The following is a 22,864-nucleotide window of genomic DNA, read 5'->3' on the forward strand; positions in this document are numbered from 1 at the left end:
TTTTGCGAGTGCAAATATAGTATGCTTTTCCTGTTTTCACAAGGAAATTTTTCACTTTTTACAATAAATCTCCTAAACTGTTCACTGCCACGTGCCTTTCTACCGTAAAACCTTCGCCGTGTTCGGTATTTATTAGCCTTCCCAGGTCGGCAGAGCGGTAAAGTATACTCTCTTTAAAGTTTTTTGTGGCAATGGGCGTTACTGGTTCGGTGCTGTTTGGGTCATAAAATTGCGATTTGTATGCCATAAGCGATGCCACCTTTACATCGGTAAAGCCGGTAATGTCTACTACAAAATCGGGTTTCAGGTTTTTCCATTGTATATAATGGTACACCACTTCAGGGCGCCATGCCTGCTGTGCCTCACCATCAAGCGTAGTTTCTATACGGCGCAATCCCGAAAGGAAACACGCATCGCTAACCAGCTTGCTGCCGCGGCCGTGGTCTATATGGCGGTCGTCTACGGCATTGGCTATAACAATTTTAGGGCGGTACTTACGTATCATTTTAATCACTTCCAGCTGGTGGGCTTCGTCATTTACAAAAAAGCCGTCACGGAAACGCAGGTTTTCGCGCACGTGTATGCCCAGTATGCGTGCTGCATCGGCGGCTTCGGCATCACGCAGTTCGGCAGATCCGCGTGTACCCAGTTCGCCACGGGTAAGGTCTACAATGCCTACTTTGCGCCCCAGCGCTATTTCTTTGGCTATGGTGCCGCCACAGCTCAGTTCCACATCATCAGGATGGGCACCAAATACAAGTATGTCGAGTTTCATTTTTTCTTAGATTCTGAGCTGCTGAGCTTCTTAGCTACTGAGCCGTTGCAAAGATAGCCTGAATTTCAGACAATCTCAATAATATATAGAAAATATTCAATCTAAAATCACAATGCCTTGCGCATGGTCTTGCTCTTGTTCACCGTTTCGTAAAATTCCTTTTCGGGGTCGCTGTCTTTGGTAATGCCACAGCCTATGAACAATTGGGCTTTACCCTTATGCATTTTCATGCTGCGCAGGTTTACAAATAAGTCGGTTGTACCCTCCATATCCAGTTCGCCCAAAAAGCCGCTGTAGTACTCACGGTCGTAACCTTCATTGGCCACAAGGAAATCTCGTGCGGCTTCCTTAGGCAGCCCGCATACGGCAGGGGTAGGGTGCAGGGTAGAGATGATATCCGTCAATGCGTTCCCGTCTTTTAGCGTAGCCGATATGTCTGTTTTTATATGTACCAATCCGCCTGCACGGTGGGTATAGGGCGTGGTAGCGGTTATGGCTTCGGTAAAAGGATCGAGTTGGCCCAATATATAATCGGTAACAAACTGCTGTTCTTCACGTTCTTTGTTTTCCCAAACGGCTTCTTTATCGGCATCAAACAATTGAGTGCCTGCCAGCGCTACGGTATTTATGGTGTTGTTACAGGCTTTAAGCAGCTGTTCGGGCGTAGCGCCCATCCAGAGCCCGCTTATCGGGTGGTAAAAACAGTAGCGGTAAGCTGTAGGGTAGGTGTGCAGCAGGGCGGTATATATAGCGGTGATGTCTTTGTCGGTTGCCACGGACTCAGTACGCGATGCCACCAGCTTATGGAATTTCCCGGCCTTGATTTCATCTACGCACAGCGCCACAAGGTGTTCAAACGCTGTTTTGGCTTCAGCATCTATAGCAGGTTCATTCGGTTGGTTATGGGCAATGCTATCATTGCCGATAGCAGCAGTAAGCACGGTTGCTTCATTAAGCGGAATAAAAGCCGTTTCGCCATTATAAAAAGGAGCAAACACAAAACCCTTTCCGTTCAGCCCGTTCAGTGTATGGGGCGTATCCGTTTGTTGGAACAGTGCATTTACAACAGCTTCGCCGGGTTTTGCATACAGGGCAAAGGGTTTGCCTTCGGCCATTTGCTGCCCCAGGCATTTAAAAATTTCTTCCATTACTAATCATTGCGCCTGCGGGGCAATACCATATTGGTTATTTTACAAAGCGAAACAAGCCTGCCTTCCTCATCGGTGATTTTTATTTCCCACAGGTGCAGGCTGCGGCCCTGGTGCACTATTCGTGCGGTGCCGGTAACTACGCCATCGCGTTTGCTGCGCAGGTGGTTGGCCGATATTTCTATGCCACGTACTTCCTGCAGCTCGGGGTTTACAAATAAAAGAGATGCCGCACTGCCCACGCTTTCGGCAAGTGCCACGCTGGCGCCGCCGTGCAGCAGGCCCATAGGCTGGTGTACGCGCGAATTTACGGGCATTTTTGCCTCCAGGAAGCCTTCGCCGGCATCGGTATATACAATTTCAAGGGTGTCCATCAGGGTGTTCCTGCAATAATCGTTGCACATTTTCAGTGCTTTTTCTTTGTCAAATGCCATACAGGTAAATTTTTGTAAAGGTACGAAAAACGTAGGTTTCGGTACCGGTTTCAAAATAAATGCCGCGAAAAAGCGTTAGCTGTAAGATGTTTTTAACTTTAGGAATATTATAAGTACTTTTACCAAAAATTGTTATTGCATATGCGCCAACTCTTATACCTGTTGTTTATCGGTTTCTGCATTACGTTTACCTCATGCCGCGAAGATTTTATTTTTGAAACCAGCACAGGAGGGCTGCAATTCAGTAAAGATACCGTGTACCTTGATACTGTGTTTACTAACATAGGATCTAGCACCTACACCCTTAAGGTATATAACCGTAGCAACAAGGATATTAAGATACCGAGCATACGCCTGGGGCAGGGACAAAACTCTAAATACCGCCTTATGGTAGACGGTATGCCGGGCAAGGAGTTTACCAATGTGGAGCTGCTGGCCAAAGACAGTATGTTTGTGTTTATAGAAAGTACTATAGACTACAGCGAGTACGCCAATAACACTACTACCTTTTTATATACCGACCAGATACAATTTACCAGTACCAATGGCACCCAGAATGTAGAACTGGTTACGCTGGTTCAGGATGCATATTTCCTGTATCCGCAGCGGGATGATGAAGGGAATTATGAAAGTGTGCCTTTTGACAGCGAAACGAATATTTACGGTTTTTACCTTGATGATAATGACCCGAACAACGGTAACGAATACCACTGGAGCAATACCAAACCTTATGTAATATATGGCTATGCCACGGTGCCTACCGGTAAAACGCTTACGGTAGACCCCGGTGCACGGGTGCATTTCCATGCCGATTCCGGGCTTATGGTACGCCCCGGAGGCAGGCTGGTGGTAAATGGTACGCAGTCAAGTTCTGAGGAAATGGAGAATGAGGTAATCTTTGAGGGTGACCGCCTGGAACCTGATTTTGCCGATGTGGCAGGGCAGTGGGGTGCGGTACTCATCATGTCTGACCAGGATAATACCATAAACCACCTTACCCTGAAGAATGCTAATATAGGCATCTACGCCATGGTAAACGACGACAGCCCGATACCAAGGGTTACTGTTAAAAACTCGCAGATATACAATTGTACCAACTTTGGTTTCTATGGCATCAGGGCAAACATTACCGGCGAAAATACCGTGGTAAATAATGCGGGTGTTGCATCGGCGGCTTTTACCTTTGGCGGTACGTATAACTTTAAGTACTGTACGTTTGCCAATTATTTCAATAGCTACAACCAGGTACCGCTGCTGCTTAACGATTACAGGCAGAGAACTGAGAATGAAGTACTTATTACAGAAGTTACTAACCTTATCGCTAATTTTGACAACTGTATTGTATACGGTTCGGGTAATGTGGGGCTTTCACTGGAAAAACAGGCCGAGAGTGGTACTAACTTCCATATTAAGTTTAACCATTCATTGCTGAAGGTGGTCGATTTTAACCAGCTTGAAAACGACAGCCTGTATCCTTTTGGAGGTAACGACCCTGCGCTTGTAGAATACGTTAACAACAAGGTAGCACGCACCAGCTCACAGCACAGGCCTGATTTTATAGACGCCCGAAACAACAAGCTGCAACTGATAACCGGCACAGACGGCGAAGGCCCTGAAGGCACTGCCGACCCGGCTGTGGTTACCAGCCCTAATATCGATATTACCGGCACTGCAAGGGGCGCACTACCCGATATGGGAGCTTACGAAAGTAAACCGGAGGAATAGATTCTCATTCTTATTACATTATAATAGTAAAAGGGCCGCTCGTAGCGGCCCTTTCGTGTATTGGTGGAAGGAAGTATGCACATCGTTGCAAACTATTTTATGTAAAAATCGTGATCCCAGTATTTAAGGAGCCATGAACGTACTTCGTCGCGGTTTTTTATGTTTATGGGCAAATGATTGTATAACAAATGCTCAGCCCTTTTAAACGATGCCGTACTGCTAAGGTTATGCGAGTTGAAGAACTCGTTTATAAAATGCAGCATTTCGTTACCGTGGCTGCGGTTAAATGTTTTTTTGCCTACAGGTATTTTTACCTGTTTCCTGTTCCAGTTATAGTTATAAAAAAGGTGTTCTTTTTCAAACCTTGTTTCTTCAATAATGGCCTCCATACGTTTAGTGTTTAAAGTGGGTATCCAGCCATTGTTGTGCATCTTTGTGGGTGCGTACCATGTACGGTAGCCTTGTTTTTATAACCGTTTCTATTTTCTGGAACGTTTGTTCTGCCTGCCAGCCCTTGTAATCCATATAGCGGTTTATAAAGTGCAGTACTTCAAAGCCCTCATTACGGTTAAAAAGCACCGCGTCAGGAAAACCATTAAGGTTTTTATTTGATATTTCCGGGGCTGTCCACAATGCAGAGTGCCTCAGTATTGTCTTTGTAAAATGTGCCATAATCCGGTTAATGATTGTGGCAGCAAATATTTAAAATATAAATTACCTGCATCAGCGCAAAATTACCTGAACTTACTAATAGGTATTTTTACGTAGTATTTATATTGGCTGCTTGCCAAATAAAAAATCCCCAATAACTCAGTGTTACCGGGGACGTATTGTTTGTGGAGGACGTAAGCAAGCGTATCAGTTAGTGTAACGCTCGTTAAGTTCTTCAAAATCGTCGTCATCACCGGAAACCGATTGGTTTTGGTCTTCATCAAGGTCTATATTGTCTTCCAGGAGGTAATCATCCTGGTTAAAAGCATCGCTGTTGCGGCTGTTTCCACCCACATCATTCCATTCATCGTCTTCCTCATTACCCGTATACTTCAGGTTGTCTGAATTACGAAGCGCATTAGTATCGTGCGAATAACTTACACCCGGCTGTTCCATAGCCAGGTATTTGTCTGTGTCATCGTCCGGGTTTTCGCTGCCGTCGTTGTAATCGCTACCATCTTCGGCTAACTTTAGCAGTTCTTTTTCGGCATCGCTAAGGTTTTCAAATTCCCGGTTATCGTTGTTTTGTTTGTTGTCCATAACGTGTAGTTTTACTCCATTAAAAAATAATAGATCGCAGGTCGTTCAGCTTTAAAAGCCTCAGGTTTGTAAGCAAAAGGTTTTTTAATTGCAGGCTGCACGACACTTCTTCAACCTCGTTTACGCTCTTCTCGGCATTTATTGCGGCCTTTTCATACGAAATGGCGGCAGGGTCTACTCCGGCACGGTTGCTGTTGTAAATTCTTTCCATAGCAAAGTAACTTAAAGGTTATAAAAAAGTGTAATATATTTCCCCTCTAAGTTAGTAACATATTTTGTAACCGAACCATAAAACCGGTACAATTAATGTCTATTTAACACTTTAACATACTTTAAGAATACGTGTGTTATGTATGGGTAAACCTAAAACTCGAACACTTTTCCGTCGTCTGCCAGCTCGGTATTTTCAAAAACAGTACGGGCTTCGGCCTTAAAAAGCTCTATAGATTCATAACGGGTAGAGTAGTGGCCCAGTAGCAGTGTGCCGACATTGGCCTTTAGTGCCAGCTCTGCGGCCTGTTTTGCGGTGCTGTGCATGGTGGGTTCGCAGTAGCGTGCCTCGCTTTCCAGGAAAGTGCTTTCGTGGTACAGCACGTCTACGTTTTGTATAATGGGGATAATGCTTTCCAGGTAAATGGTATCGCTGCAAAAGGCATAGCTTTTTGCCGGTGGCGGGTCGAAAGTCAATGCCGCATTCGGGATGATTTCGCCACTGTCCAGTGTAATATCGCTGCCGTATTTTATTTTGTTGTAGTAAACGGTATCTATGCCGTAGTTTTCCACGGCTTCAATATTCAGCTTACGCTCAATGTTTTTTTCCTGGAAAAGGTAACCGTTAGTGTATACTCGGTGCTTTAAAGGTATGGTGGTTACTTTAACCTTGTCGTCTTCAAAGATCACCTCAGGTTCGCGCGACTCCAGTTCGTGGAAATAAAGGTCGTAGGTAGTCCATGAATTAGAAAGGCGTAGTTGTACGGTTATCAGTTCCTTAATGCCTTTAGGGCCGTAAATGTGCAGGTCGGTTTTCCTGCCCAGTAAAGCAAAAGTAGAAATAAGGCCGATAAGCCCGTACACGTGGTCGCCGTGCAGGTGCGAAATAAATATCTGGTTTATTTTGCTGAATTTCAGTTTGTTTTTACGCAGCTGTACCTGTGTGCCCTCGCCGCAGTCTATAAGGAACATGCGGTTTTTCATTTCCAATACTTGCGAAGTAGGGTTGGTAAGCGTACGCGGTGTGGCTGCATAGCAGCCCAATATGGTTATTGTCATTAGAATCGTGTTTGTATCGCATCGGATAAAAAACGATGCGAGCCGCACAAGTTACGAAATAAGCAATAAACTATACCTTAATTAAAAGCTAAAAGCCCAGGTCGCGTTCTATTTCTTCCATTTCTATAATGTCGTGCGCTTCCTGTACGGTAGGTACCACAATAAGCTCATCGGGGTTTTCATCAATGTCGAAATCCTTCACCACCAATACAAACGATTTTTTAGCCTTTCGGTGCTGGTCAGACAGTGGCAGGTAGGGCAGGAGGCTTTCAAACGTCAGCCCGTCCTGTGTACTAAGGTCTATAATTACGTTGTTATCTTTAAAATCGTTGTAACCTGCCGTAAGCTTATCTAAATAGGCTACAGCATCGGCATTGGTATCTGTAAGTATAATTGTTTTCATTTTAAAAGCTTCTGAGCCGCTGAGCTTCTGAGCTGCTAAGCAACTCAGAAGCTCAGTAGCTTTATTACTGTTTAATTTTGCTTGCCAGCAGGTAAATGACAGCCATACGCACCGCTACACCGTTTTCTACCTGTTCCAGTATTACAGATTGTTGTGAGTCGGCCACGTCGCTGGTTATCTCTACCCCGCGGTTTATAGGCCCCGGGTGCATTATTACAATTTCTTTATTAAGCGAATCAAGGAATGCCTTGTCAAGGCCGTACTGCTGTGCATATTCGCGCGTAGACGGGAAATAGTTTACATCCAGCCTTTCGTTTTGTACACGCAGCATGTTAGCCACATCGGCCCATTCCAGAGCTTTACGCAGGTTTGGCTCCACGGTTACCCCAAGCGATTCTATATAGCGTGGTATCAGTGTTTTTGGCCCGCATACCTTCACTTCGGCACCCTGCATTTGCAGCGCAAATATGTTAGACAGCGCCACACGGCTGTGCAGTATATCGCCTACAATAACCACCTTTTTGCCTTCAACACCGCCCAGCTTCTCGCGGATGGTATACGAGTCCAGCAATGCCTGTGTAGGGTGTTCGTGTGCACCGTCTCCGGCATTCACTATACTGGCATTAACGTGTTTGGACAGGAAGTGTGCAGCACCCGGTTTTTCATGGCGCATTACCACCATGTCTACCTTCATGCTCAGTATGTTGTTTACTGTATCTATAAGGGTTTCGCCTTTTTTTACAGACGACTGCGCCGCGCTGAAGCTAATCACATCGGCACTAAGCCTTTTCTGTGCCAGCTCAAACGACAGGCGGGTACGCGTACTGTTTTCAAAGAAAATATTAGCAATGGTAATATCCCTCAGTGAAGGTACCTTTTTTATCGGTCGGTTTATTACTTCCTTAAACTGGTCAGCTGTTTCAAAAATAAGGTCGATATCATTTTTGTTGATATACTTTATACCTAATAAATGATTAACGCTTAGTTCTTTCATCTGGTGTAGTAGTGTGTTGTTATCGCGTTTGTTAAACTATATATACAGAATCTTCGCCCTCGTTTTCTTCCCATGATACCCTGACTTTTTCGTTGTTAATGGCATCTACCTGTCGGCCGCGGTAATCGGGCTGTATGGGCAGGTGGCGGCTAAAACGGCGGTCTATAAGCACCATAAGCTCTATTTCGCTTGGGCGGCCAAACGATTGTATGGCGGTAAGCGCTGCGCGTATGCTGCGCCCGGTGTAGAGCACGTCGTCTATAAAAATTACCTTTTTGTTTTCTACAATAAAGTCTATCTCGGTACGGTTAGCCTCCAGCGGCTTATCGCCACGGCGAAAATCGTCGCGGAAAAACGTAATGTCTAAAAAGCCTATTTCTATATGGGGTACGTTGTACTCTTTTTCAAGGATTTGCTTAATGCGGCGTGCCACAAAACCACCCCTGGGCTGTATGCCAATGAGTACGGTTTCAGAAAAATCGAGGTGTTTTTCGATGAGCTGGCAGGCCAAACGATGCAGGATGATATTGACTTCGCGGGCTGTAAGCAATATTTTATGGCTCATAATGCAGTTAATGTTTGGAGTGTAAAGTTAAGGCATAATATTTAAACACAAAATTTTATTACATAAGGCAATAATTATAATTTTGCAGGTAACCAATAAACCAGCCACATGAAAAGCTTAATTACTTCATTAGTATTCCTTTGCAGTTTATGCCTGTCGGGCCAGGAAATTTGTAATAATGCAATTGACGATGACGGCGACGGCCTTACAGACCTTAATGACCCGGACTGCCTGTGCAATGGCGTGGCCGTAACATCTATAATACCCAATGCATCTTTTGAAGCCTTTGACCAGTGCCCCAGCTGGCATTCCCAATTGGTTTTCTGTTCGCAATGGCAACAGGCCACAAGTGGTACATCAGACTATTTTAATACCTGTAACTATGTAGGTGTTAATTCTATAGATGCATTAGGGCTTATGCCGTTTCCGGACGGTGAGGGCATTGCAGGGGCTATTTTTTTACCCGATGATAAAGAATATATAGGCAGTTGCCTTATGGAACCGTTACTGGCGGGTGAAAATTATATCTTAACCATGAATGTAGCTTCATTTGCTTCAGATACCCAGTTGAGCCTTGGTAATGACGGTTCTATATATTATGGTCCTATAGATGTAACCCTCTATGGTGCACCCCAGTGCAGTGACCTGCCTGTACTTACTAACCTAAGCCCCGAAACGGCAAACCCGGATTGGGTAGTGCTGGGGCAGGTAAATTATGACCCTACGCAAGACTGGTCGCAGGTGACTATAAGTTTTACACCATCGCAAAATATTAATGCTATAATGATAGGCCCGCCGTCAACATTTCCTGATAACGGGTATGAGCTTATCGTTAATAATTATATTGCATTGCCTTATTTTTTGTTTGACAACTTGTTATTAAATAAAGGTGCCGTTTTTGGGGCAATTGTTACGGCAACTGGTATGTATTGTAACAGTAACCTGGTTTTGTCGGCAAGCCCGCAGGTGCCTGTAAGCCCATCGGCGCAATACCAGTGGTACCATGAAGGTATAGCTGTACCGGGTGCTGTAAATGCACAATACAGCCCTTTACAAACAGGTAATTATGCAGTTAAAATAACCGATGGCAGTAATTGTTTTATAAGCCCTAAGTATTATGTTAACGATGCCCTTAAAGCGCCCGATGTTACTGCCTTAAACCCTACGTGTATAGCAAATGGCAGTATTACCGTTAACCAACCGGCAGATTATTACAGCTTTGATAATGGTGTAACCTGGGTGACCAACCCCACACAAAGCCTGCCGGAAGGAAACTACAACATACGCTACAAATATGCTTCGGGGTGTGTGTCTGATAATACGGCAATACGCCTGGAAATACCGCCAAATCAGCAATACCCTTATGTTACGGTAACAAATGCTTCTTGCGGGCCAAACGGCAGTATAACCATTACAGAACCTGCTTCAGAATATAGTTTTGACGGTGGCCTTACGTGGACAACTAATCCTGTAATGCAAAATCTTGCACCGGGGTCTTATGAAGTAGCAGTTAAAAATGACGGCGGCTGTATATCTGTTGTGAGTTGGGTGTACGTGCCTGACACCTATTTGCCCGAGGCAACCTATACCATGACATTGGCTGACTGCACTACCAGTGGCGGTTTAACGGTTACCACGCCTGCCGCCGAATACAGTTTTGACGGTGGGGCTACCTGGACAACTAACCCTGTACTGCCCGTACTGTTTCCGGGGGCTTACCAAATACGAATTAAAGACGCTAACGGCTGTACATCGCAGGGGCTGTACTTTTATATGTATCCCGATTATGTTAACCTGACCGCAGCACCTTTTTATACAATACAGCAGCCTACAGGTTGCACATCTGTAACCGGTACCATAACCGTAAGTACTCCGGCTACTGCATATAGTTTTGATAACGGCGCTACGTGGGGTAGCAGTAATACATCATTACCCCTTGCCGCCGGTACATATTATGTTAAGATTAAAGACGCCTCCGGGTGTGAGTCCTGGCCTGCTATTGCTGTAATAAACCTTGAAACAGGTTCTCCTGCCGCCCCTGTAGTAACGGTAACCCAGCCCAACTGCTTTTCTGCTACAGGTGCAGTTACGGTTTCTTCGGCAGCAACTTTGTACAGTTATGATAACGGCCTTACATGGGGCACATCTAATGTTTCACCACCGTTAGCCCCGGGACTGTATAATATCAAAATAAAAAATACCGCCGGGTGCGAATCACCTACCACTGCGGTAACCATAACCCCCGATGTGGTACCTGTGCCACAGGCAAGTAATGTAATTTACTGCAAAAATGATATAGCCACTGCATTAACTGCCACAGGTACAAACTTGCTATGGTATACCACAGTTTCTGGAGGTACCGGTAATGCATTAGCCCCTGTACCTGGTACTTCTGTTCCGGGTATCACTACCTATTATGTAACCCAAACCCAAAATGGATGCGAAAGTAACCGGGTAGCCGTAACAGTTACGGTTTATGATATTTTGCCTTCTCCTGTTGTAGGCGCCTCGTTAACCTATTGCCAGTTTCAACAGGCTTTACCGCTTACTGCTACAGGATCAGGGCTTTTATGGTATAATAGTGCCACAGGCGGAACCGGCAGCGCTACAGCACCTGTACCACAAACCGATGTGGCAGGCATGTTCCAATATTACGTAAGCCAAACCCTGGCAAGTTGTGAAAGCCCCAGGGAGGTAATTAACGTACTGGTTTATCCTGAAACTGATACGCCTGATACACAAACCCACGTGGTGTATAATAATTTTGATGTGGCCACCCAGCTTACAGCCCAGGGCGAAAACATAAAATGGTATGATGCACACGGATATTTACTACCTGCCGCACCCACACCGGCTACTAAAAAAACAGGGGTTACTACATATTATGTAACGCAAACCGTAAACGGATGTGAGAGTCCCCTTTTAGAAGTAACGGTAGAGGTTTTACAGAAGGGCATTACCATAGGCTACCCGAATTATTTTACCCCGAATGGCGATAATACCCACGATACCTGGAATATAGAAACGCCCAAGCACGGTATAAAAGCCACTGTAATTATATTTGACCGTTACGGAAAATTATTGGCACAGGTAGAAGCGCCCGGTAGGGGATGGGACGGTACCTATAATGGCAGGCCTTTGCCGGCTTCAGATTATTGGTTTAAGGTGTATTATACCGAATATGGTGAGGCTAAAACGTTCGGGGCGCATTTTAGCCTGGTGCGGTAAACTTAATTTTTTGCCAATTAGATTATTGTTAACTATAAAGCCCTGTATATCGGGCTAACTTTAGGTATTCAATAACCTTAAAAACAAAAAATATGAAACGTATTGCTAACCTTGGCGTGCTTATGCTGGTACTGTCTATGCTTACCGGATGCGAAGCCATAGCCGATATTTTTAAAGCCGGTATGGGCTTCGGGATTTTTATTGTAATAGCCATTATAGTGCTTGTAATATGGGTTATAAGCCGCTTCAGGAAATAAAGTACAGTTTTTAGGAAGTAACTAAAAACAAAAAACCGCAATACATTTATTAATGTTTGCGGTTTTTTTGTGGAGAATATCGGAGTCGAACCGATGACCTCTTGCATGCCATGCAAGCGCTCTAGCCAGCTGAGCTAATCCCCCATTTTGCGTGTGCAAATATAGTGTAATTAATCTGCAATATCCAAACTTTTTTTACAAAAACATTTGGTAAAAATGCAGTAAAATCAGTTACTTGTTTTAAGCCAGCCAGTTATGCTGAGACGTGGCCGTTTTACAGGCATTACCTCGTGTTCCAGCAGCTGGCTTTCAAATACTACAACCCTTCCCTGTAGGGGAGATACGGTTATGGTTTCTTCCGTCCCGTCAGCATTTGGTACATATATGGCCAGTTCGCCGCCGTATTCAGGTTTCCAGTTTTCGGTATTCAGGTAGCAGATAAGCGATAGCTTACGGCTGTTGCTGTTGTGGAAATTATCTAAATGACGTTTATAAAAAGTACCTTCAGGGTACAGGGCATAGTGGAACTCAGTTTGCTTAATACCCATATAGCAGGTACGGTTAAGGTAATCTGTAAAATCAGCTATTTTGTCCAGGAAAATCTTTTCTACTCCTTCTGAGGTTTCATCAAGCCAAAGGATAAAATCGCCACGTACTGCTTCGGCAACGTGTTCGTCTGAGTTATGCCCTATGGCCGATTTTTTAAAAATATCTTCTTCGTATTTGGCCAGCAGGTCGGCGCGTAGGGCAAATACTTCTTCCGGGGAGAAAAAACCGTCTACAATACTATAGTTCTTTTCAAGCAACCCATCTATTACCTGTTCGTAAAGAGGGTTGGTCTGTAGGTCTTCCATTTAAATTTGTTGTGTGAATGCGGGGTCAAATATAGGATTATTTGCAATATATTTCCACAGGTTATTTATTAACTTTGCGTCCGCTAATACATTTACAATGGCTAAAATAAGAATTACCAAACAGTTTACTTTTGAAACCGGGCATGCACTGTACGGATACGACGGAAAATGCAAAAACGTACACGGCCACAGCTACAAGCTTTCGGTTACGGTAATAGGTACGCCGATTACCGATACGGCTAATGTAAAATACGGTATGGTGATAGATTTTGGCGACCTTAAAAAGATTGTAAAGGAGCAGATTGTAGATGTATTTGACCACGCTACCGTGTTTAACCAAAATACGCCCCATATAGAACTGGCGCAGGAACTGCAAACCCGTGGGCACCATGTTATTTTGGTAGATTACCAGCCTACAAGCGAAAATATGGTTATCGATTTCGCGTCGAAAATAGTGCCGCTGCTGCCGGAAGGTATTGAGTTGTTTTCCCTGAGGTTACAGGAAACAGAAACTTCTTACGCAGAGTGGTATCAAAGCGATAACCTTTAATACTATTACAGGTTAGACTTTATGTTCCAGGCAATATTCGCACACGGTATTCATTACACATTCGCTGTGCTTAGGATTGGTAGGGCGGCAGGTTTCCCTGCCCAAAAATGATATAGCCATTCCGGCATCGCCCCACATATTTTGTGGCAGTGCAGCCATAAGGTCTTTCTCTATCTTATCGGCAATTTTCCCTTTAGTGATGCCCAACCTTGGCGCTACGCGGACAACATGCAGGTCTACAACGATACCCTCTGCCTGTACGCCCAATTCGCGCATAATCACGTTAGCCGATTTCCTGCCCACACCTTTCAGCTTGGTAAGTTCCTTCATTGTAGTAGGGATGTTCTTGTCCTCCTTAATTTCAGAAGCTATATCCTGCAGCCAGGCTATCTTATTGGTATGGAAACGCACACTGCTCAGTGCTTCGGTAAGGTCGGCCGTATTGGCTTTTGCCAAAGCCTTCATGTCGGGGTATTTCCTGAAGAAATCAGGTGCAATTTTGTTAATGTGTGCATCGTTATCCTGCGCGCTGAGTACCACCATAACCAGCAGCTGGTAAATATTTCCGTAATGTAATGGGTGTTGCTTCCCTTTGTATTTTTCAACCAAGGGTTTAAATGCTTCGGGCCAGTTTGTTTGTTCGAATAAGTTCATGAATTAATTTTTAACCACATAGGTACATAGGTTTTATAACTATATTTTTAGGAATTGAACCAACTTTCTACAGAGGCTTTCAATTCTTCTTCGGATATTAAATTTCCTTCTTTGGACTCTTGAATCCTTTTTTGAAGCTTTTCAATAAAAGCTAACCTTTCTGTTTGTTCGCTGTTTTGATTCATATTTTAAAGTAAACAGACTATGTGCCTATGTGGTTAGAAAATATAAAATAATCAATAGAAAATCAATGCTCTTCCCTGAAATCCACCGAAGCACTGTTCACGCAATAGCGCTGGCCGGTTTCGGTAGGGCCATCGTCAAATACGTGGCCAAGGTGGCTGCCGCAGTTGGCACACAATATCTCTATGCGCTGCATGCCAAAGGAATTGTCCTTAACATACTCCACTTTACCGGGAATGGCTTCGTCAAAAGAAGGCCAGCCACAGCTTGATTTAAACTTACTGTCGCTTGCGAAAAGCGGTTCTCCGCAAGCGCCACAGCAATAGGTGCCATGATCAAAATGTAGGTTGTACTGCCCACTGTGCGGGAACTCTGTACCGGCTTGGCGCAGTATTTTATAACGTTCTAAACCAAGCTGTTCTTTCCATTCGGCATCGGTTTTCTGTACTTTGTAATCGCTCATTTTTTTATTTCCTTTCGTGTTGTTTATACAATACTAAATTACGCCATTTACCCGTACGTTCACCGGCAAATAGTGTAACCTTAACATCCGGCCTTTAAATTAAGGTGCCGGGATAAATTTTATAGATACCGAATTGGTACAAAAGCGCTGCCCGGTGGTTTTTACAGGGCCATCGTCAAATACGTGACCCAGGTGCCCACCGCAACGGGCGCACATTACCTCAGTACGATCCATGCCGTAGCCGCTATCGTGCTGGTAAATTACCGAACCTTTTATGGCTTGGTCAAACGACGGCCAGCCGCATTCTGAGTGGAATTTATTATCGCTTTTAAACAGCGGGTTGCCGCAGGCTGCACATACGTAAGAGCCTTTTTCAAAAAACTCATCATATTCGCCGGTATGGGGCATTTCGGTACCTTTGTTGCGCAGTACATCATACTGGTCAGATGTTAGCAAATCGCGCCACTCGTCGTCGGTTTTGGTAACGGGGAATTTCTTTTCCGCCTTTTCGGCTGTGGCGGGTTTGGCATCTTTTTTCTTTTCCTGCCCCTGGCAAGATGTTAGTGTAAGCACCATAGCCAGCAATATCATTATATTTCTCATAGACCTAAAAACAATAGTATTTCTTTTATTACAGTTTTGTCACCCAGTATTTTACGGTGGCCGAGTCCCTGTGTAATATACAGTTGGGCATCAGCCAGGTGGGCTTTTATATGATGTGCCGCCTGTACGGGTACATCGTCGTCATCGTCGTCGTGCATCAACAGTACGGGAATGTGTACATCTGATGCTGCTACATACGCAGAATAACTGTTTATAGTTTCCCCAAATTTCTTTTCAAACAGGCGAATCATCAGCTTACCTGTAGCAACTTTCATGCCCAGTTTTTTCCAGAAGCTGTCCATGATATCCTGTATTACGTCACCACCGCCTATGGTCACCGCTTTTTGGATTGATAGCCCACGTTTTATGGCATTAAGCAAAGCCATAGCACCCAATGAATGCCCTATGGCAAACTCAAACGGGCCAAACTCTTCCTGTAGTTGCAGGGCGGCTGCCATAAACTCGGTCATATCACTGGTTTTCCCCGGAGCCTTGCCATGTGCGGGGGCATCAAAACTTATGGTGGTGTAGCCGCGTTTCACCAGTTTGTTTGCTATGCTGCACAGCTGGGTACCACGTCCGCTCCAGCCATGTATAAGGAGTACTTTCTTTTCGCCGGTGCCATAAGTATATACGTGTATATCCTTCTTAATGGATTTTATATACAGCTTTTGCTGGGCGCTGTGCTTATCCATTTCTAATTCACGCTTAGGGAGCTTATGCTTTATGGGAGTGGTAAACAGCTTAATGGCAAATTTAGCAGTAAGTGTTGGCGAAATAGCCTCCAGTAATTTTACGGTAGTAATTATGATGCCCGGCACTTTTGCCGAGGCATTGTATTGTAGTGAAGTAGTTATACTTTCCATCAGTATATTGATTGTAAGGATAAAAGTATGCAAAGGTACAAAAATACCATGCATGCATAGTTTTTGCTTTAAAGGTTTGGTTCGTCTTCACAATACTTTAACTTTGTAGGATATTTTTTCTAAAAATATTATCATCTTAATTTTATAATTTTGCCTTTAACATAAAACAGCTCACCATGAAAACAAGAAACATAGCTATGGCCGGTGCATTGGCGCTTACTATTGCCGCCTGCAGCACCAACCCTTTTACAGGAAAAAAACAACTTAATGCTGTGCCAAACAGCCAGTTGTTCCCTACGGCATTTACACAATACGATCAGTTTTTAAAGGAGAATAAAGTTATAACCGGTACTAAAGAGGCAGCCATGGTTACCTCAGTAGGCCAAAAGATAAAGGCAGCTGCCGAAAAATACCTGGCATCGGTAGGGCAGTCAGACTATCTTAACGGATATGAATGGGAATATAAGCTGGTGCAAAATGATGAAGTGAATGCCTGGTGTATGCCCGGCGGAAAGATAGTAGTATATAGCGGTATTTTACCGGTTACCAAAGACGAAGCAGGCCTTGCCACAGTAATGGGGCATGAGGTAGCGCACGCACTGCTGAACCACGGTGGCCAGCGTATGACTGCCGATATGGCACAACAGCTGGGTGCAGCTGGGCTACAGGTAGCTACACAAGGAAAAAGCCAGGCTACCCAACAGATAATACAACAGGCATATGGTGTAGGTGCTACCTATGGTGCCGTGCTTCCGTTTAGCCGCAGCCACGAAAGTGAAGCCGACCAGGTGGGGCTTACCCTAATGGCTATTGCAGGCTATAACCCGGACAAGGCAGTGGAGTTTTGGCAACGTATGTCGGCCAAGGCAGGTGGTTCATCTGTGCCTGAGCTGCTAAGCACCCACCCAAGCGATGCCACGCGTATTGCCAATATTACCAACGAAATACCTAAAGCCAAGGCCAATGCAGCCAAGCTGGGCGTAAAATATTAATTAAGATTGTTTATGGATTTGGTTATTTGCTGATGCGGTAATTTGTAATTAAGTCTGCCTGTAATTTAAAATTCACAATTCATAATTTGAAATAATGAAAGCCATCCTTCGGGGTGGCTTTTACTTTTAGTCTGTAAATACTACTACCGGGATGCCTAATGCGGCAATGGGTATTGCCTGGCCTCTTACATATATAAAAGTATCATCTATCAGGATATCACTGTTTACTACTTTAATTTTATCTATCGGTACACCTTGTATGGTATAATTTTTATGGCTTATCAGCTGAATGCCGTTTTCAAAAATATTATCGTAGGCACAGAAATAGAGCTTATCTCCATCGGATAAATAATTAGTAGTTATACTGCCCGACGCCAGTACGTGTAGTTTTGTAACGTCTACCGTTTCTTTTACCATGGTACCGTTACTAAACAGGCGATTGTTGTATGCGTAAAGTTGCAGATTAAAAATTTTCAGTTTTTTTAAGTCCACAACTTCATCACGCTTAGTCAGTGGATTGTAGTATAATAGGTTTCTTATCTTAACCGCTTTCTGCCTTGCACGCGGAATGTAATACAATCCCTGATTTGTTTCGGCAATGATGCTGTACATATCTGTTGGTTTGCTGTTGTTTGCTTTCCTGTAATGAGATGCCAGGTAAAATGTACCGGCATCGGCAGCAGATTGGGTAAACACCGTAAAAGCAGGCAGGTAATGTTTTATTGTAATGCCGCTTCTCAGGAAATCATTGGCTACAACAAAATAGTCGTTAAACCCGGGTTCATTTATATATCCGTGGTGCCCTTTATTTTCAAACATCGTTTTTCCGTCGGTAATTACATTTTCACTTCTGTAGGCGGGTAGGTCTATTTCAATAGTTTTAGAGGCTGTAAGCGGCAGTTTTGTAAGCCTGCCATAGGTAGAATATACTGCATTGCCATAAATAATAGCGCCTTTACCTACAATAGGGGTTATTGTTTTGCCGTTGCTGCTTTCCAACTTAGTGTATTGGGCGGGTGTATTACCGTCAGACCCCCACAAATAAAGCCCGTTTTTATCGGTAAAAGAGATTTCATTCAGCTTAGTGAGTGAGTTTTTATCAAGCCCTGTTAATGCAGTTATTTTATGAAGTTGCGGAGACCTTTCTGTTTTTAGTAAAAAAAGGCTGCCGTCTTTGTCTTCGTAAAAATATGTATTATATACCTTCATACCTGCACAGGAAATGGGTACGGCATTATCCCAGGTGGGGTAGCTGTAAATGTAATTGCCATCGGTATAAACCATTGTATTTGGGTTTCGCTCAATGATTTTAAATGACTGGAAACCTTTACCGTTATGTTCTTTTGGAGTGTCAAATGTAAGTGTACTGCCTATAATGTAAAGGGTATCGGTAAAGTCAATGCCTTTTCTTTCCTGGTAGGCATAGCCGTCCCACGCCACACCGCCTACCTCGGTATATACGCCTATGGTTTTCTTTTGCGGGTCTATTTTATAGTCGCCTATAATGTAGGGTGGTTTGGCAGCAGTAAGCCCTTGTGGTACGGCAGGCACTTTTGGTTCTTCTGCTTTTTGCGCTTTTGTTTCTTGTCGGCACGAAACGGCGCTTATAATAATCAGTAGTGATAAAAGTTTTTTCATGATATATTGTGGTTGGGTATACCCAAAGGTATGAAAAAGGTTGTTTGTGGATTCGTTTATTTGTTGATGCGTTAATTTGTAATTAAGGCTATTTGTCATTTACAATTCATAATTTAAAATAATGAAAGCCATCTTTCGGGGTGGCTTTTCGCATAACCAAATAACCGCATTACCGTATAACCCAATTTAAAAAAATAGTGTAGTTTTGGTTTACCTAAAAAACCGGTAACCATTATGGCACAACTTGAAAAAGGCAGTAAAAAGCTGCTCAATGCCTGGGCGTTTTACGACTGGGCTAACTCTGTATACAGCCTTGTAATCGCTTCGGCGGTATTTCCTATTTTCTATGATATTTTATTTCCGAAGGTAGAGGGGCAAGACACCCTGGTACCTGTTTTTGGCATTGAAATCAGGAGTACGCCGCTAATGAGCTTTACCACTGCGTTTGCATTCCTTATTGTTGCGTTTATATCGCCATTCCTATCGGGTATTGCAGATTATGCCGGTAATAAGAAAAACTTCCTCAGGGCATTTTGCTACATAGGCGCATTGTCGTGCGTGGGGCTGTATTGGTTTGATAAAGAAAATATCTATTTCAGCCTGTTTACTTACCTTATGGGGCTTATCGGCTTTTGGGGCAGCCTGGTGTTTTATAACTCTTACCTGCCCGATGTTGCTTATCCTGAACAGCAGGACTCGGTAAGCGCGCGTGGCTATTCTATGGGGTACATAGGCAGCGTGGTGTTGCTTATAGGTGTGCTTGCCATACTAATGAGTTCCTCAAGCGAGGAGCAGGCGCTAAAGGTTATGCGCTGGTCGTTTGTATCGGTAGGGGTATGGTGGATTGTATTCAGCCAGTATACGTATTTCTATCTGCCAAAAGGGAATAAGAGCGCCAATAAAGTTACCACGCAAGTAATGCTTAACGGTTTCCGTGAACTGAAAAAAGTATGGGTACAGCTTGGCGACAACAAACAGCTGAAACGCTACCTCGGGGCATTTTTTGTATACAGCATGGCAGTGCAAACAGTAATGCTTGTAGCTACCTATTTCGGTGCCAAGGAAATTGCCTGGCCCGATAATAGTGCCAAAAGTTCGGGGCTTATTATCAGTATACTTCTTATACAGCTGGTGGCGGTAATAGGGGCTATCCTTACTTCGAAGCTATCGGCAAAAGTAGGAAACATAAAAGCCCTTATAATTATCAATACCATATGGGCGGTTATATGCGTATGTGCTTATTTTGTAACGCTGCCGGTGCATTTTTACATAACTGCTGCTTTTGTGGGGCTGGTTATGGGCGGTATACAAAGCCTGTCTCGCAGTACCTACAGCAAGTTCCTTCCTGAGACTACAGATACTGCAAGTTACTTCAGTTTTTATGATGTAACCGAGAAGATAGGTATAGTAATAGGCATGGTGCTATACGGCGCTGTAGACCAGATTTTTGGCAGCATGCGCTATTCTGTAGTATTTTTAACAGTATTCTTTGTGTTTGGCATTATTTTATTGTTCCGCGTGCCTAAAAAAGATTAGTTTTTTAGATAAAATAGTGTAATTTTGACAACAATCGATTACTAATACCTTTATTTAAGAACCAACAAATGAGAAAAACTGTACTTAGGGTTTTTATTGCCCTGTTTTTAGTAACACTGGCATCGTGTGAAACGGAACCCATAGACTCTGAGCTTGTAAGCCAAAACCCAGATGACAACAATCCGGGCGATGACGATGATGACGATGATAACGGCCCCTCAACCGGAGATTACTGGCCAATGGCCATTAACAACGAATGGCAGTTTGAAAGTTCTGAACCACAGAATGATGACCCGATGAAAATTATAGGTACAGAAACCATAAACGGCAAGCTGTATTATAAAATTAACCATGCATTTACAGATTCAGGGACTGATGACCTAACAGGTACCGCAACTACGTATTTAAGAAAAGAGAATGGTACCTATTATCAAAGGGTAGCAGTTCTTATACCGGATTCTGAAGGTATTGAAATTACCGTTACTCCGTACGAATTTATAGTGCTTAAAGATAATCTTGACGTGGGCCAGGGCTGGACGGAAACCGTAACACAAATTACAAGCTACGAAGTAAACATCCCTGATTTCCCTATAGATATGCCTGATTCTACCACAACGATAGATTTTACGGGTACCATACAGGAAAAAGGTATTTCTGTTACTGTAAACGGCACTACATATAACGATGTTATAAAAGTAAAAGTAGTTCAGGATTTAACTGTTGAAATGGCAGGTGTACCACCAGTAGAAAGCAGTACTACCAGCTACGTATGGTTTGCTAAAAATGTAGGCCCTATAAAAGCAGAAAGCGTAAACGAGGAATTAGAATTCTCAAGCACTATGGAACTTGTTTCATATGACCTGAATTAAGGAAGTTCACCACTATAATATACAAACGCCGCAAAAAATTGCGGCGTTTTTTTTATTTATATATGTGTGGATATACCCGTTGGTATTTTTCCGTAAAAATAGTTTCCCCATCATAAAATTTTCAGCAAAATATAGCAGAGTGTAGATTAATAAATTATATTTGGCGGTAAAATTCGATTTATGAAAAGATTAAAGTTACTTTCTACACTTACTATATTGTTCATGGCTATAGGCTTCACCTCGTGTGATGTTGAGCCGATAGACCCTGCGCTGGCAGGAGAAAACCCGGGTAATAACGCCCCTTCGGCATTCCAGGTAGATTTTAACGGACAAACGTACCAAGCCAATACCGCACAGGCAGCGGTGCTTAGTGGTAATATAGTGCTATCGGCAGTAAAATCTGACGGAAGCACCTTTATGATAACCATACCGGGGACAACCGTAGGTACCTATACCGATGCCACCATAATGTATACGCCTAATATTAATGCGGGTGGTAACTTCTATGTAAATGAAGACGATGAGGGCCTTAACGGTACTGTAAAAATTACATCGATAAACACTACTACCCACAAAATAACCGGTACATTTAACTTTACCGGTATTTATACAGACGATACACAGGCAGATGTGGTGTTTACTAACGGTATCTTTACCAATATTACTTACACAGGTACCATTACCGAGCCAACTGAGCCGGGTGATTCTTTCTTTAAAGTAAAAATAGACGGTACACAATACACTGCTGATGAAACACTGGCTACTGTAGGTAACGGCCTTATAACTGTTACAGGTTTCAGGGGAGCTTCAGGCGAATATGTGTCTATAGTAATAGATGGTATTACCGAAGATACTTATACAGAGGAGGCTTTGTTTGCCTATTCTCCGGATGGCGGCGATGAAATAGTATATACAAACCTTTCGCTTTCGGGTGGAGAAGATACAGGTACGGTAACCATTACCGATATAGATACTACTAACCATACCATTTCGGGTACATTCAGCTTTACAGGTTACCTTGAAGGTTCGGCCAACAAAAGCTTTACCGAAGGTTCGTTTGAAAACATTCCTTACACAGACGAAACCAATACCCCAACAGATGAGGTATTTAGCGCTAAAGTAGATGGTACAGACTTTAACTACGCCGGTACCGACCTTATTGTAAGCACGGTGGAAGACACTCCTGACTATGACATTACCCTTCAGGGTATAGATGATAACCACCAAATAAGGTTGTTCTTTAACAATACGGCTACCGTAGGTAACTATACGCTGGGTGCTGGCCCTACAGGTGAAGTTAAGGCATGGTTTAAATCAGGCGATAATGCCGAAGTTCAGGCTACAAGCGGTACAGTAGTAATTACCAGCAGGGAAAACGGCTGGATAACCGGTACTTTTAGCTATACTGTAGGTAGCCATACCGTTACAAACGGGGTGTTTAACGTAGAATACGATTGGTAAAACCACGATAAAAACAGCAGGAAAATCCGCCATAATTGTGGCGGATTTTTTTATTGGCACAATCATTGTCTTAACATAGTGCAGCAATACCTGCTGTTACAGGATAAAAATGCTAAATTTGCATAGTACAGCGTTTTATGATAAAA

The 22,864-nt window shown here is 43.5% G+C and carries 25 protein-coding genes and 1 tRNA gene; 8 read left to right on the forward strand and 18 right to left on the reverse strand.

Translation table 11 applies throughout. The features are described from left to right. Positions 1-58: 58 nt before the first annotated feature. From bshB1 to ACZIX4_RS04735, 3 genes are all read right to left on the reverse strand, one after another. Positions 59-775, reverse strand: coding sequence for a bacillithiol biosynthesis deacetylase BshB1 (bshB1, locus tag ACZIX4_RS04725; RefSeq protein WP_463334454.1), 717 nt, complete (start codon positions 773-775; stop codon positions 59-61). 107 nt (positions 776-882) lie between these two features. Continuing rightward, a complete protein-coding gene (locus ACZIX4_RS04730) occupies positions 883-1,923 on the reverse strand; it encodes an isochorismate synthase (RefSeq protein ID WP_463334455.1) in 1,041 nt (346 codons plus the stop codon). A 2-nt stretch (positions 1,924-1,925) separates the two neighbouring features. Beyond that, positions 1,926-2,357: a hotdog fold thioesterase gene (locus tag ACZIX4_RS04735; protein WP_463334456.1), complete on the reverse strand. Its 432-nt coding sequence runs from the start codon at positions 2,355-2,357 to the stop codon at positions 1,926-1,928. Positions 2,358-2,498: 141 nt separating this feature from the next. On the opposite strand from ACZIX4_RS04735, the gene ACZIX4_RS04740 reads away from it, so the two are divergent. Next, positions 2,499-4,082, forward strand: a complete 1,584-nt coding sequence (locus tag ACZIX4_RS04740; RefSeq protein WP_463334457.1) for a hypothetical protein — start codon at positions 2,499-2,501, stop codon at positions 4,080-4,082. Positions 4,083-4,174: 92 nt separating this feature from the next. Here ACZIX4_RS04740 and ACZIX4_RS04745 read toward each other — a convergent pair whose 3' ends face one another. The 8 genes from ACZIX4_RS04745 to pyrR all read right to left on the reverse strand — a co-directional run bounded on the left by ACZIX4_RS04745 (position 4,175) and on the right by pyrR (position 8,564). Next, positions 4,175-4,471 (reverse strand): hypothetical protein, encoded by a 297-nt coding sequence (locus ACZIX4_RS04745; RefSeq protein WP_463334458.1) that lies wholly within the window; start codon positions 4,469-4,471, stop codon positions 4,175-4,177. A 4-nt stretch (positions 4,472-4,475) separates the two neighbouring features. After that, positions 4,476-4,754 (reverse strand): hypothetical protein, encoded by a 279-nt coding sequence (locus ACZIX4_RS04750; protein WP_463334459.1) that lies wholly within the window; start codon positions 4,752-4,754, stop codon positions 4,476-4,478. A gap of 186 nt (positions 4,755-4,940) precedes the next feature. Then, positions 4,941-5,333 carry a hypothetical protein gene (locus tag ACZIX4_RS04755; protein ID WP_463334460.1) on the reverse strand — a complete coding sequence of 131 codons (393 nt, stop codon included), beginning with the start codon at positions 5,331-5,333 and terminating at the stop codon, positions 4,941-4,943. A 19-nt stretch (positions 5,334-5,352) separates the two neighbouring features. After that, positions 5,353-5,544 carry a hypothetical protein gene (locus tag ACZIX4_RS04760; protein WP_463334461.1) on the reverse strand — a complete coding sequence of 64 codons (192 nt, stop codon included), beginning with the start codon at positions 5,542-5,544 and terminating at the stop codon, positions 5,353-5,355. Between the two features lie 152 nt (positions 5,545-5,696). Next, complete coding sequence (locus tag ACZIX4_RS04765) at positions 5,697-6,602, reverse strand: ribonuclease Z (RefSeq protein ID WP_463334462.1); 906 nt, start codon at positions 6,600-6,602, stop codon at positions 5,697-5,699. Between the two features lie 88 nt (positions 6,603-6,690). Beyond that, positions 6,691-7,005 (reverse strand): ribonuclease Z, encoded by a 315-nt coding sequence (locus tag ACZIX4_RS04770; RefSeq protein ID WP_463334463.1) that lies wholly within the window; start codon positions 7,003-7,005, stop codon positions 6,691-6,693. A 64-nt stretch (positions 7,006-7,069) separates the two neighbouring features. Beyond that, positions 7,070-7,999, reverse strand: coding sequence for an aspartate carbamoyltransferase catalytic subunit (locus ACZIX4_RS04775; RefSeq protein ID WP_411407946.1), 930 nt, complete (start codon positions 7,997-7,999; stop codon positions 7,070-7,072). A gap of 31 nt (positions 8,000-8,030) precedes the next feature. Beyond that, positions 8,031-8,564, reverse strand: a complete 534-nt coding sequence (gene pyrR / locus ACZIX4_RS04780) for a bifunctional pyr operon transcriptional regulator/uracil phosphoribosyltransferase PyrR (protein WP_463334464.1) — start codon at positions 8,562-8,564, stop codon at positions 8,031-8,033. Between the two features lie 108 nt (positions 8,565-8,672). Between pyrR and ACZIX4_RS04785 the strand changes: the two genes are divergently transcribed. Both ACZIX4_RS04785 and ACZIX4_RS04790 read left to right on the forward strand, forming a co-directional pair. Then, positions 8,673-11,792 (forward strand): T9SS type B sorting domain-containing protein, encoded by a 3,120-nt coding sequence (locus tag ACZIX4_RS04785; protein WP_463334465.1) that lies wholly within the window; start codon positions 8,673-8,675, stop codon positions 11,790-11,792. Between the two features lie 92 nt (positions 11,793-11,884). Further along, a complete protein-coding gene (locus ACZIX4_RS04790) occupies positions 11,885-12,049 on the forward strand; it encodes a hypothetical protein (protein ID WP_463334466.1) in 165 nt (54 codons plus the stop codon). 70 nt (positions 12,050-12,119) lie between these two features. Here ACZIX4_RS04790 and ACZIX4_RS04795 read toward each other — a convergent pair. Then, positions 12,120-12,193, reverse strand: a tRNA-Ala gene (locus ACZIX4_RS04795). A gap of 83 nt (positions 12,194-12,276) precedes the next feature. Continuing rightward, on the reverse strand, positions 12,277-12,903 hold the full coding sequence (locus ACZIX4_RS04800) for a 2OG-Fe(II) oxygenase (RefSeq protein ID WP_463334467.1): 627 nt from the start codon (positions 12,901-12,903) through the stop codon (positions 12,277-12,279). Positions 12,904-13,000: 97 nt separating this feature from the next. Here ACZIX4_RS04800 and ACZIX4_RS04805 point away from each other — a divergent pair, with 97 nt between their 5' ends. After that, entirely contained in the window at positions 13,001-13,453 is a 453-nt protein-coding gene (locus ACZIX4_RS04805; protein ID WP_463334468.1) for a 6-pyruvoyl trahydropterin synthase family protein, read from the forward strand. A gap of 12 nt (positions 13,454-13,465) precedes the next feature. On the opposite strand, the gene ACZIX4_RS04810 is transcribed toward ACZIX4_RS04805, so the two are convergent. From ACZIX4_RS04810 to ACZIX4_RS04825, 4 genes are all read right to left on the reverse strand, one after another. Then, positions 13,466-14,107, reverse strand: a complete 642-nt coding sequence (locus ACZIX4_RS04810; protein WP_463334469.1) for an endonuclease III domain-containing protein — start codon at positions 14,105-14,107, stop codon at positions 13,466-13,468. A gap of 247 nt (positions 14,108-14,354) precedes the next feature. Beyond that, on the reverse strand, positions 14,355-14,753 hold the full coding sequence (gene msrB, locus ACZIX4_RS04815; protein ID WP_463334470.1) for a peptide-methionine (R)-S-oxide reductase MsrB: 399 nt from the start codon (positions 14,751-14,753) through the stop codon (positions 14,355-14,357). 99 nt (positions 14,754-14,852) lie between these two features. After that, positions 14,853-15,356: a peptide-methionine (R)-S-oxide reductase MsrB gene (gene msrB / locus ACZIX4_RS04820; RefSeq protein ID WP_463334471.1), complete on the reverse strand. Its 504-nt coding sequence runs from the start codon at positions 15,354-15,356 to the stop codon at positions 14,853-14,855. Next, positions 15,353-16,222: an alpha/beta fold hydrolase gene (locus tag ACZIX4_RS04825; RefSeq protein ID WP_463334472.1), complete on the reverse strand. Its 870-nt coding sequence runs from the start codon at positions 16,220-16,222 to the stop codon at positions 15,353-15,355. The genes msrB (ACZIX4_RS04820) and ACZIX4_RS04825 overlap by 4 nt, the downstream gene beginning before the upstream one ends. 176 nt (positions 16,223-16,398) lie before the next feature. Between ACZIX4_RS04825 and ACZIX4_RS04830 the strand changes: the two genes are divergently transcribed. Beyond that, on the forward strand, positions 16,399-17,214 hold the full coding sequence (locus ACZIX4_RS04830; RefSeq protein ID WP_463334473.1) for a M48 family metallopeptidase: 816 nt from the start codon (positions 16,399-16,401) through the stop codon (positions 17,212-17,214). Positions 17,215-17,340: 126 nt separating this feature from the next. On the opposite strand, the gene ACZIX4_RS04835 is transcribed toward ACZIX4_RS04830, so the two are convergent. Beyond that, positions 17,341-18,852, reverse strand: a complete 1,512-nt coding sequence (locus ACZIX4_RS04835; RefSeq protein ID WP_463334474.1) for a hypothetical protein — start codon at positions 18,850-18,852, stop codon at positions 17,341-17,343. A 234-nt stretch (positions 18,853-19,086) separates the two neighbouring features. Between ACZIX4_RS04835 and ACZIX4_RS04840 the strand changes: the two genes are divergently transcribed. The 3 genes from ACZIX4_RS04840 to ACZIX4_RS04850 all read left to right on the forward strand — a co-directional run bounded on the left by ACZIX4_RS04840 (position 19,087) and on the right by ACZIX4_RS04850 (position 22,718). Next, complete coding sequence (locus tag ACZIX4_RS04840) at positions 19,087-20,388, forward strand: MFS transporter (RefSeq protein WP_463334475.1); 1,302 nt, start codon at positions 19,087-19,089, stop codon at positions 20,386-20,388. A gap of 68 nt (positions 20,389-20,456) precedes the next feature. Continuing rightward, positions 20,457-21,257 carry a hypothetical protein gene (locus ACZIX4_RS04845; protein WP_463334476.1) on the forward strand — a complete coding sequence of 267 codons (801 nt, stop codon included), beginning with the start codon at positions 20,457-20,459 and terminating at the stop codon, positions 21,255-21,257. Between the two features lie 180 nt (positions 21,258-21,437). Further along, a complete protein-coding gene (locus ACZIX4_RS04850) occupies positions 21,438-22,718 on the forward strand; it encodes a DUF6252 domain-containing protein (protein ID WP_463334477.1) in 1,281 nt (426 codons plus the stop codon). Positions 22,719-22,864: the final 146 nt, after the last annotated feature.

This window comes from Flavobacterium niveum, assembly GCF_055231775.1.

Bases quoted from the DNA above. Each gene is read 5' to 3' on its own strand.
- bshB1 (WP_463334454.1), bottom strand. From the start codon at position 775: ATGAAACTCGACATACTTGTATTTGGTGCCCATCCTGATGATGTGGAA.
- ACZIX4_RS04730 (WP_463334455.1), bottom strand. From the start codon at position 1,923: ATGGAAGAAATTTTTAAATGCCTGGGGCAGCAAATGGCCGAAGGCAAA.
- ACZIX4_RS04735 (WP_463334456.1), bottom strand. From the start codon at position 2,357: ATGGCATTTGACAAAGAAAAAGCACTGAAAATGTGCAACGATTATTGC.
- ACZIX4_RS04740 (WP_463334457.1), top strand. From the start codon at position 2,499: ATGCGCCAACTCTTATACCTGTTGTTTATCGGTTTCTGCATTACGTTT.
- ACZIX4_RS04745 (WP_463334458.1), bottom strand. From the start codon at position 4,471: ATGGAGGCCATTATTGAAGAAACAAGGTTTGAAAAAGAACACCTTTTT.
- ACZIX4_RS04750 (WP_463334459.1), bottom strand. From the start codon at position 4,754: ATGGCACATTTTACAAAGACAATACTGAGGCACTCTGCATTGTGGACA.
- ACZIX4_RS04755 (WP_463334460.1), bottom strand. From the start codon at position 5,333: ATGGACAACAAACAAAACAACGATAACCGGGAATTTGAAAACCTTAGC.
- ACZIX4_RS04760 (WP_463334461.1), bottom strand. From the start codon at position 5,544: ATGGAAAGAATTTACAACAGCAACCGTGCCGGAGTAGACCCTGCCGCC.
- ACZIX4_RS04765 (WP_463334462.1), bottom strand. From the start codon at position 6,602: ATGACAATAACCATATTGGGCTGCTATGCAGCCACACCGCGTACGCTT.
- ACZIX4_RS04770 (WP_463334463.1), bottom strand. From the start codon at position 7,005: ATGAAAACAATTATACTTACAGATACCAATGCCGATGCTGTAGCCTAT.
- ACZIX4_RS04775 (WP_411407946.1), bottom strand. From the start codon at position 7,999: ATGAAAGAACTAAGCGTTAATCATTTATTAGGTATAAAGTATATCAAC.
- pyrR (WP_463334464.1), bottom strand. From the start codon at position 8,564: ATGAGCCATAAAATATTGCTTACAGCCCGCGAAGTCAATATCATCCTG.
- ACZIX4_RS04785 (WP_463334465.1), top strand. From the start codon at position 8,673: ATGAAAAGCTTAATTACTTCATTAGTATTCCTTTGCAGTTTATGCCTG.
- ACZIX4_RS04790 (WP_463334466.1), top strand. From the start codon at position 11,885: ATGAAACGTATTGCTAACCTTGGCGTGCTTATGCTGGTACTGTCTATG.
- ACZIX4_RS04800 (WP_463334467.1), bottom strand. From the start codon at position 12,903: ATGGAAGACCTACAGACCAACCCTCTTTACGAACAGGTAATAGATGGG.
- ACZIX4_RS04805 (WP_463334468.1), top strand. From the start codon at position 13,001: ATGGCTAAAATAAGAATTACCAAACAGTTTACTTTTGAAACCGGGCAT.
- ACZIX4_RS04810 (WP_463334469.1), bottom strand. From the start codon at position 14,107: ATGAACTTATTCGAACAAACAAACTGGCCCGAAGCATTTAAACCCTTG.
- msrB (WP_463334470.1), bottom strand. From the start codon at position 14,753: ATGAGCGATTACAAAGTACAGAAAACCGATGCCGAATGGAAAGAACAG.
- msrB (WP_463334471.1), bottom strand. From the start codon at position 15,356: ATGAGAAATATAATGATATTGCTGGCTATGGTGCTTACACTAACATCT.
- ACZIX4_RS04825 (WP_463334472.1), bottom strand. From the start codon at position 16,222: ATGGAAAGTATAACTACTTCACTACAATACAATGCCTCGGCAAAAGTG.
- ACZIX4_RS04830 (WP_463334473.1), top strand. From the start codon at position 16,399: ATGAAAACAAGAAACATAGCTATGGCCGGTGCATTGGCGCTTACTATT.
- ACZIX4_RS04835 (WP_463334474.1), bottom strand. From the start codon at position 18,852: ATGAAAAAACTTTTATCACTACTGATTATTATAAGCGCCGTTTCGTGC.
- ACZIX4_RS04840 (WP_463334475.1), top strand. From the start codon at position 19,087: ATGGCACAACTTGAAAAAGGCAGTAAAAAGCTGCTCAATGCCTGGGCG.
- ACZIX4_RS04845 (WP_463334476.1), top strand. From the start codon at position 20,457: ATGAGAAAAACTGTACTTAGGGTTTTTATTGCCCTGTTTTTAGTAACA.
- ACZIX4_RS04850 (WP_463334477.1), top strand. From the start codon at position 21,438: ATGAAAAGATTAAAGTTACTTTCTACACTTACTATATTGTTCATGGCT.